6 protein-coding genes and 3 pseudogenes are annotated in these 9118 nt (G+C 40.2%); 8 read left to right on the plus strand and 1 reads right to left on the minus strand.

The features are described 5' to 3' along the window. Positions 1-119: 119 nt before the first annotated feature. The 7 genes and pseudogenes from FTT84_RS15485 to FTT84_RS15515 all read left to right on the plus strand — a co-directional run. Positions 120-368 (plus strand): annotated as a pseudogene (locus FTT84_RS15485) (MerR family DNA-binding protein); the annotation flags it as partial. Between the two features lie 143 nt (positions 369-511). Further along, positions 512-922 carry a hypothetical protein gene (locus tag FTT84_RS15490; protein WP_180081769.1) on the plus strand — a complete coding sequence of 137 codons (411 nt, stop codon included), beginning with the start codon at positions 512-514 and terminating at the stop codon, positions 920-922. Positions 923-971: 49 nt separating this feature from the next. Continuing rightward, the gene (locus tag FTT84_RS15495; protein ID WP_180081771.1) at positions 972-2339 is read left to right on the plus strand and encodes a TolC family protein; all 1368 of its coding nucleotides are present in this window, start codon (positions 972-974) and stop codon (positions 2337-2339) included. A gap of 1 nt (position 2340) precedes the next feature. Continuing rightward, positions 2341-3576, plus strand: coding sequence for an efflux RND transporter periplasmic adaptor subunit (locus FTT84_RS15500; protein WP_180081773.1), 1236 nt, complete (start codon positions 2341-2343; stop codon positions 3574-3576). Further along, positions 3566-6724, plus strand: coding sequence for an efflux RND transporter permease subunit (locus FTT84_RS15505; protein ID WP_180081775.1), 3159 nt, complete (start codon positions 3566-3568; stop codon positions 6722-6724). The genes FTT84_RS15500 and FTT84_RS15505 overlap by 11 nt, the downstream gene beginning before the upstream one ends. An 85-nt stretch (positions 6725-6809) precedes the next feature. Then, positions 6810-7709: a cation diffusion facilitator family transporter gene (locus FTT84_RS15510; protein ID WP_104442418.1), complete on the plus strand. Its 900-nt coding sequence runs from the start codon at positions 6810-6812 to the stop codon at positions 7707-7709. Positions 7710-7912: 203 nt separating this feature from the next. Beyond that, positions 7913-8140: a hypothetical protein gene (locus FTT84_RS15515; RefSeq protein WP_180081777.1), complete on the plus strand. Its 228-nt coding sequence runs from the start codon at positions 7913-7915 to the stop codon at positions 8138-8140. Positions 8141-8271: 131 nt separating this feature from the next. Here FTT84_RS15515 and FTT84_RS15520 read toward each other — a convergent pair. Further along, positions 8272-8490: pseudogene (locus tag FTT84_RS15520) on the minus strand (IS5/IS1182 family transposase); the annotation flags it as partial. A gap of 76 nt (positions 8491-8566) precedes the next feature. On the opposite strand from FTT84_RS15520, the pseudogene FTT84_RS15525 reads away from it, so the two are divergent. Further along, positions 8567-9118 (plus strand): annotated as a pseudogene (locus tag FTT84_RS15525) (IS3 family transposase); the annotation flags it as partial.

Raw genomic sequence — 9118 nt, forward strand, 5'->3', positions numbered from 1 at the left:
CATGAGAAAGCCCATATAAATGGGTAATGTACAAGTTGCTGTAGAAGCATGTTTAATTCGTCTGATCACAGATACTTTATAAAGTATTTTAATACTTTTTTGAATCCGTCAATGCGTAAGTCCTATTTATTTTGAATTGCCGAACTTTAAATATGAGTTTGAATGAAATTCGTCAATTACTTACCTATAAAGACAAACCTGAGAAAAATTGTTCAGGGGTGAATGAATTAATTGACTTACATGTCAGTGCTATCAGAGAAAATATAATCAAGCAACAAAAGCTTATTGAACAACTATCTGATTTAAGAGGTACTTGTGATGGTTTATGTACAATTGACCAATGTGGAGTTTTAAAAAATCTAGCTTGATTATCTAGACCTATGCTTTTTTCAAAAACTCTGTATATCTTTACTTAAGGCTGCAAAAAGTTTAAGGTTACTCAAATTCTGTGATCAGATCTTTGATAGATCTGGACAGCTTCTTTATTGGTGTTTTAAATACAGATTTGTGTATGAAGAGAAAAACATTTCTAATCCAGATATTGGTACTCTTATTCACATTCCAGAATATTTGGAGTGTGGCAGAGGCCGCGTGTCTGCATGAAATGCCAAACATACCCAATTCAATACTCTCTAATCCAATCGATTTAGACGAAAAGAGTGATAGTCCTCGTCAAGCACTTTATTCCCTAGAAAACTATAAAGAAATCTATGACTATTGTCAGAAGGTTTGTTTTAACGAAAAGTGCAGTCATTTCTCAAATACAATCGTGATTCAGATTGACCCACCCGATGATCTGAAGCTTAAAGCTGATTTTGAGACCGGCATTACCCCAACTTATTTGGGAAGAACTTTTTATAAATCCCCTTATCTGAATCAATTAACCCCGCCTCCCGATTTGCCCCTACTATTGGTGGGGTAGTCTTATAAAAGCCCACCACTCCTAATTTCATTATGCGTGGGGCATTTTCATGTCAAAAAACAAATTACATCAGGATACCTCCATCCTGAATTTATCCTGGTCAGCCTTAGGTAGCGGTATCTTGCTATCTGCAATGATCAGCTTCAGTACTTCCGTAGTCGCCAGTACTCAAGATTTAACGCTGCAGCAAGCTATTGAGCAGGTTAACCAATATCAAGCGTCCCAAAATTTCTGGGAAACGCAAAACAGCATTAATGCCACGAATCTTCAGCAAAGTAAGCTGTTTAAAAATCCTGAACTGTCAGTTGAACAAACGGGATTTGGTTCAAATAATGAAAAAGAGCTTACCATTGGCATATCACAACCCTTGGATATTTTTGGTGAGCGAAGAGCAAACCAAAAATTAGCCAGTCTCTCTACAGATAAAACAGCGCTGAAACAGAAGATTTATCAAGCGCAAATTGAGCTTGCGGTGAAATATGTATGGTCACAACTGGCCATTGCTGAACTTGAAAGAAACATTGTCAATGAACAACTTCGGGTGAGCCAAGAAAACCTTCAAGCAATCGAAAAGCGCTTTAATGCAGGCAGTATTGCCCAAGTAGATGTAAATCGCGCACGTTTAAGCCATGCTGAAAATATCCGTCTTTTTAGACAGGCAGACTTACAGGTACAAGTGGCCACCCAACAATTATCAAATTTATGGGGTACGTCTGATAAGTCATTGCAGGTAAACCTCTCTTCACAAAAGCTCTGGCCAAAATCGACTCATGAACAGGTTCAAGAATATTTAGCGGAAAACTACGTTGAGAAATATCGAGCTTTACTGGTATTAGAGTCTCAAGCAACGGTTGATCAACTAAGGGCAAAGGCACGTCCTAACCCCACTTTAAACCTAGGTGTCAACCGCACCCAATCCTTGGAAAACTCCACACAAAATCAATTAGTAGTCGGAGTCAGTGTACCGCTTAATATTTTCGATCGTCAGCAAAATGGCATAAAAATCGCGCAAGAAAAAATGAACTTATTAGAGCGTCAGAAAGAGTTTTATCTGAAGCAAAATGCGCTGCAAATAGGCACAATTTTAACCGAGTTGCAGGGTTTAGAGCTGCAATTCAAAGTCGTTGACGAGACTCAAATTCCTTTGGCGACTCAAGTTCAAAGTAAGACGCTACAAGGTTTCTTGGCAGGCAAGTTTGCTTTAACCGATGTTCAGCAAGCCACGCTTCAATTACAAGACATCCGTCTGCGTAAAGTCCAGTTGTTACGGGATGGCTGGCAAAAGGCCATTGAAGCAGAAAGTTTGAGCTTAGGCATTAGCCCAAGTGAAGTCATGTCGAAAGATGCTATTGCACAAATCAATCAAAACTTATGGCAAGACATACAGGCCATGCCTGTCATTGGTGGGGGAAATTAACATGTTCGATCTTAAAAACAGCTTAAAAAAACAGAGCGGAAAAATCTCTCAACCTCTACTGATTAGTTTGGTTATCGGCGCTACCGTACTCCTCAGTATTTTTTTGATCTTAACTGGTAAGAATAAATCGGAAACATCAGATGAACATGCAGAGGAAGAAAGCGGAGAAGAACATGGCGGTGAAACCGAAGAGCATGCAGAAGGTGTGAGCCTGACTGCCAAGCAACTGGTGGAACAGGGCATACAATTATCAGCGGTCGATCAAGGCCCGGTGGTTAAATTAAGTTCTTATCCTGCCAAACTGAATGTGAATACTGACCAGCAAGCGCACGTCTCACCGAGTTTTAGTGGTCATGTAGAAAATGTCTATGTAGAACTCGGTCAAAAAGTTCAGAAAGGACAGCCTTTGGCTGCGTTGCTTGTTCCTGATCTAGTTGATCAGCAGGCCAATCTTAAAATTGAACAAACCAACCTTGAACTGGCGAAACAAGACTATGATCGTGAGCGTCAGCTTTGGTCACAGGGCATTTCAGCAAAACAGGACTATCAACGTGCTTATAACAGCTATAAACGGGCACAAATTCAGGTTCAAGCGGCCCAATCACGTTTAAGTGCATTTGGTGCAGTGAATGCCAGTAACGGACGCTATATTTTGAAAGCTCCCATTTCTGGCGTGATCAGTAAAAAGGATTTGGTTCTCGGGGAAAATGTTCAGTTAGCCGATCAACTCTTTACGATAGACCGGTTAGATCAACTCTGGCTTGAGTTTATTGTTCCAAATTCTGAAATTATGGGCTTAGCCCCGAATCAAAAGATCGAATTTAAATCCTTGCAAACAGAAAAGGTTTATCAAGCTGTTATTCAGACTTTAAATACTGAAGCGGATATTCAAACAGGTCGTCTTCAGGTGCGAGCAAAAGTTGAATCGAATGCAACCGAATTACGTCCAAACTTGATGGTGAACGTACAGTTGCAACAACGGAGTGAAAGTACCGCATTACGGGTACTTAAGTCCGCAGTTCAGAATGTCGATGGAAAAGATGTGGTTTTTGTCGCCACTCAGCATGGACAAAAAGTTGAATTCACTCCGCAACCGGTGAAATTAGGTCAATCGTCTGGGGATAGCCAGTGGATTGAAGTGGTAAATGGGCTTAATCAGGGACAAAAATATGCCGCTCAAGGCAGTTTCTTACTGAAATCTGAGATGGAAAAAGGAGAGGCTTCACATGAGCACTAAAAGCCCTCACATTCCAGACCACGAATCGGTAAAACCTGAAGGGCTGTTTGATCGGCTGATCCAGTTTTCTATTCATAACGCCATTTGGATTATGCTGTTTATTGCAGCCTGGATTGCTATTGGTATTTATAGTTATCAAAAGTTACCGATTGATGCTGTACCGGATATTACCAATACTCAGGTGCAGATTAACACTTCAGCCAATGGCTTTACGGCTTTGGAAATGGAACAGCGGATTACCTATCCAATTGAGAATGCCATGTCAGGCATGCCGAAAATGGAACAAACCCGTTCGATTTCACGCTACGGCTTATCGCAAGTGACCATCATTTTTGAAGATGGCACGGATATTTACTGGGCCAGACAGCTTATCAACCAGCGCTTGCAAGAAGCAATGGGAGAAATGCCTGAAGATGTGCAACCTAACATGTCGCCTATTTCGACAGGTTTAGGTGAAATCTATCAATGGGTGATTAAAGCCGAACCAAATGCTAAAAAGCCGGATGGAACCGCTTATTCGGCGATGGATTTACGTGAAATTCAGGATTGGATTGTAAGACCGCAATTACAGCGCGTAAAAGGCGTTGCTGAGATCAACAGTATCGGTGGCTTTAATAAAACCTATGTGGTTGCCCCTGATCTGAACCGATTGCAACAATTGCAAATTCCTTTGTCTGATTTACAAACTGCCTTAACAGAGAATAATGAAAACCGTGGTGCTGGCTATATTGAGAAAAATGGACAACAGCTAACGGTTCGTGTTCCCGGCACTTTAAACACGATTGAAGATATCCAGAACATCAGTATTGCCAATAAAAACGGCTATCCGATTCGGGTGGCAGATGTCGCCAATGTCTCAATTGGTCATGACTTAAGAACAGGGGCTGCAACCTATAATGGTGAAGAAACTGTATTGGGTATTGCCATGATGATGATGGGAGAAAATAGCCGTACCGTTGCTCAAGCCATTGATGAAAAGGTGCAATCGATCCAGCAATCGCTACCTAAAGGTGTGGTGATTGAGACTGTGTATGACCGTACGCATTTGGTTGATCGGGCGATCAAAACCGTTCAGAAAAATTTGATTGAGGGTGCAATCCTCGTCATTGTTATTTTATTTCTCTTTCTAGGTAATTTCCGTGCTGCGCTGATCACGGCTTGCGTTATTCCACTGTCAATGCTGTTTACCTTGACGGGAATGGCAGAGCAGAAGATTAGTGCAAATCTGATGAGTTTAGGGGCACTGGACTTCGGTATTATTATTGATGGTGCAGTGGTTATTGTAGAAAACTGTATCCGTCGGCTAGCAGAAGCTCAGAAGCTGAAAGGTGGTTTACTTAGCCGTTCTGAAAGATTTAAAGAAGTCTTCTTGGCTGCAAAACAGGCGCGTCGTCCTCTCATCTTTGGACAGTTAATTATTTTGGTGGTTTATCTACCTATCTTTACCCTGACGGGTGTAGAAGCCAAACTTTTCCATCCTATGGCAATGACTGTTGTACTGGCTTTAATTGGGGCCATGATTTTATCTGTCACTTTTGTGCCAGCCGCAGTTGCCCTATTTGTCACTGGAGAAGTCAAGGAAACCGAAAGTCGCTGGATGCATTGGCTTAAAACCAAATATGAACTGCTTTTAGATAAAGCCTATGAGCTTCGTTTATTTGTGACTATTGTGGCTGCCTGTATTTTAGTGCTTACGGGCGTGCTAGCCACTCAAACAGGTAGCGAGTTTGCACCTCAACTGGGTGAAGGTGATTTTGCTGTTCAGCAAATGCGTTCCCCAAGTACAGGGTTAGAACAGTCACTGAGAATGCAGGAAAATACTGAGAAGTTACTGTTGAAAGAATTTCCTGAAATTAAAGCGATCTTTGCCCGTACCGGTACAGCAGAAGTGGCCACAGATGTTATGCCACCCAACATTTCAGATGGCGTGGTACTGTTAAAACCTCATGATGAATGGCCTGATCCAAAACAAACGATTGATGAGCTTCGCCAAAGAATGATTACTTTCTTAGCGACATTGCCGGGAAATAACAGTGAGTTCTCGCAACCCATTGAACTACGCTTTAACGAGTTAATTTCAGGGGTGCGAAGTGATGTGGGTGTCAAATTATTTGGTGATGACATGGAGATTCTAAATCGCGAAGCGAATAAAATTTCTCAAAAAATTAACTCAATTTCAGGCGCGACAGCCGTTAATGTAGAACAGACCAGTGGCTTACCCTTGTTGAATGTAGAGGTGGATAAGTCCAGAGCTGCACAATATGGCTTGTCGGTAAGAGCAATTCAGGATCTGGTAGCTACAAGTGTCGGTGGCCAGAATGTTGGAACAATTTTACAGGGAGACAAGCGTTTTGATTTTGTCATCCGTCTAGATGAATCCCAGCGTAGTCCTGAACAGTTAGCGGTACTTCCTATTCAATTGCCGAATGGTGGTTTAGTCCAACTGCAAGATGTGGCACGCGTTGAAAATATCCTGGGTATTAATCAGGTCAGCCGTGAAAATGGTAAACGTCGAGTGGTTATTACTGCAAATGTAGAAGGACGTGATTTAGGCTCATTCGTAACAGAGCTTCAGAGCACGTTATCCAAACAGGAATTACCAAGCGGTTATTGGATAGATTATGGCGGTCAATTTCAAAATCTGATGTCTGCAAAAGCGCGTATGCAATTGGTGGTTCCGCTCGCATTGTTGACGATCTTTATTTTATTGATGGCTGTATTCCATAATATCAAAGAAAGCTTACTGGTCTTTAGTGGTGTACCGTTTGCCTTATGTGGAGGCTTAATCGCGTTGTGGTTGCGTGACATTCCATTATCCATGTCAGCAGGGGTTGGCTTCATTGCACTATCGGGGGTGGCTGTACTGAATGGCTTAGTCATGCTTACCTTTATCAAAGAGTTGCGACAACAATATGACCTTTATTATGCAACGTGGCAGGGTGCAATTTTGCGTCTTAGACCTGTGCTGATGACAGCTTGTGTGGCGTCCCTTGGGTTTGTCCCGATGGCTTTGGCAACCGGAACTGGGGCAGAAGTACAGAGACCTTTAGCAACAGTGGTTATTGGAGGAATTATCTCCTCTACCCTGCTTACATTGGTTTTATTGCCCGTACTGTACCGCTGGATGAATGAAAAGAAAGCTTCTTAATCCATTAGATTAAGCAATTTTTAGCAGAGATATTGAGCCTGTCTCAAGTATCTCTGCTAATCATGGATTGAATAAGGAAAATTTTATGTCAGAACATCATGATCATAGCCATGCGGTTGTTACTGAAGGAAATAGTAAGAAATTAATGTTTGCTTTGGGTTTAACGACTACTTTTTTAATAGTAGAAGTTGTCGCTGCTTTTATTACCCAAAGTTTAGCATTACTGTCTGATGCCGCTCACATGTTTACTGATGTAGCCGCATTAGCTATTGCTCTTGCTGCTATCAAAATTGGTAAAAAAGCCGCAGATGATAAAAGAACTTTTGGCTATCAGCGATTCGAAATTTTAGCGGCTCTGTTTAATGCAGTGATGCTTTTTGTGGTGGCGATATATATTGTCTATGAAGCTTACCAACGTTTTACGAATCCTGCTGAAATTCAAAGTATTGGAATGATGATTGTCGCAGTCATTGGTTTGGTCATAAATTTGATTTCAATGAAAATCCTTTCTGCGAGTGCTGAAGGAAGTCTAAATGTGAAAGGCGCATATTTAGAAGTTCTTAGTGATGCACTGGGATCGATAGGCGTGATTATCGGAGGAGTGGTCATTTATTTTACCCAGTGGATGTGGGTAGATACCTTAATCGCTGTGTTAATTGGCTTCTGGGTCTTACCTCGAACTTGGGTTTTATTAAAACAAAGTATCCATATTTTGCTTGAAGGGGTTCCTGATGAGATTGATATTGAGTCGTTAAGAAATGATTTATTGATGCTAGAGGGTGTTGAAGGGATTCATCAGTTGAAAGTCTGGGCTATATCTTCAAAAAACATTCATTTAACTGCTCATTTGGTTGCTCCTAATAGCGATCCAGATCAGCTCTATCAAAAGGCCTTAGACGTTCTAAAACATAATCATAGTATTACTGAAATTACGTTACAAATAGAAAGTAAGGAATGTAATACATTGGAACAGCATAAACATTAAAGTGCTGCTCTTTCTACATAATGGACAGATGACTAGGCTGATAAACCTTACCATTTTCCTGTATTACACTTCTATTTATCACACGCACTTTAAACACCATCCTGAGACATTTTAAAATTACAAGAATGTAATTTATGAGTCCTCTGGGTGTTAATTCTTTAAAGTTAGAATATCTAACAAGTATTAAATGAGAGTAAATAAACATGCTATTCAAAAATAAATTTTGTACTAAATTACTGTTAATTAGTGCATTCTTTAGTATCGCAAGTTTTAGTTATGCAGATGGCGGCTTGTTATTTCTTGAAAAGAATTTAAAAGCTTCTAAAGTTGAAAATTCTAAACAAAAACAAGTTAAAAATAATGAATCAAATGAATCAAATGAATCAAATGAATCAAATGAATCAAATGAATCAAATGAATCAAATGAATAGTTGGGTTGCATAAATAAATCAATTAGACTTATTCATTCAGCAATATAATTCCTGAATGAATAAGTTTATAACTAAAACCGGCTTTGTTGCATAAACATTCAAAAGCTGAGTTTTCCCCAATCCATTCAAATTTAAGTGACAACTTGGGTGTGAGGTCTACCTAATTCCGTAAATCTATTCAGAACTGCCACACGCGCATGAACTTCATTGACCTGACTTTGAAAATGTCTTGCCGTCAGCTTATCTCCTAATAATTTGATGCAATGCATCTTGGTTTCCACCAAACTGCGACGGTGATAGCCCGACCATTTTTTCCATAGGGTTCTGCCTAAATGCTTAACCGTTTGAAGAGAGATGGATCCGGAAATTTGAACAACTCCTATAAGTGATATTCTGCTCCTCAAATGATGTTATAAACATCAATATATGGAGTATTTTATGGCACGTAGACCAAGAAGAAATCATTCAAACGACTTTAAAGCTAAGGTAGCACTTGCTGCGATCAAAGCAGAAAAAACACTTGCTGAATTGAGTTCTGAGTTTGATGTTCATCAAAACCAAATTATTGACTGGAAAAATCAATTGATCTCAGCTTCCTCGCAAGCTTTCGATCAATCAAAAGCTCCATCAGAACCCCCCATTGATCTTAAAAAGTTACATGCAAAAATCGGTGAGCAGGCATTAGAAATTGATTTTTTAGAAGGTGTGTTGAAGAAACTGGGCCGCTTCAACCACAAAAGTTAATCGATCACTCACTTCAGATTTCAGTATCTAAACAGGCTAAGTTACTGAAAGTCTCTCGTGGTTGTTATTATTATCGCCCAATACCTGTTAGCTCATCAGATCTGAAACTGATGCGATGTATTGATGAATTACATATGCAATATCCTTTTGCAGGCAGTCGTATGATGCGTGATTTGTTGAATCGTCAAGGGCATCATATAGGACGACGTCATACACGTACTTTAATGAAGAAAA

Origin of the sequence: Acinetobacter sp. YH01019 (genome assembly GCF_013420285.1) — a bacterium.
Taxonomy (GTDB): Bacteria; Pseudomonadota; Gammaproteobacteria; order Pseudomonadales; family Moraxellaceae; genus Acinetobacter; species Acinetobacter gandensis.

Bases quoted from the DNA above. Each gene is read 5' to 3' on its own strand.
- FTT84_RS15490 (WP_180081769.1), top strand. From the start codon at position 512: ATGAAGAGAAAAACATTTCTAATCCAGATATTGGTACTCTTATTCACA.
- FTT84_RS15495 (WP_180081771.1), top strand. From the start codon at position 972: ATGTCAAAAAACAAATTACATCAGGATACCTCCATCCTGAATTTATCC.
- FTT84_RS15500 (WP_180081773.1), top strand. From the start codon at position 2,341: ATGTTCGATCTTAAAAACAGCTTAAAAAAACAGAGCGGAAAAATCTCT.
- FTT84_RS15505 (WP_180081775.1), top strand. From the start codon at position 3,566: ATGAGCACTAAAAGCCCTCACATTCCAGACCACGAATCGGTAAAACCT.
- FTT84_RS15510 (WP_104442418.1), top strand. From the start codon at position 6,810: ATGTCAGAACATCATGATCATAGCCATGCGGTTGTTACTGAAGGAAAT.
- FTT84_RS15515 (WP_180081777.1), top strand. From the start codon at position 7,913: ATGCTATTCAAAAATAAATTTTGTACTAAATTACTGTTAATTAGTGCA.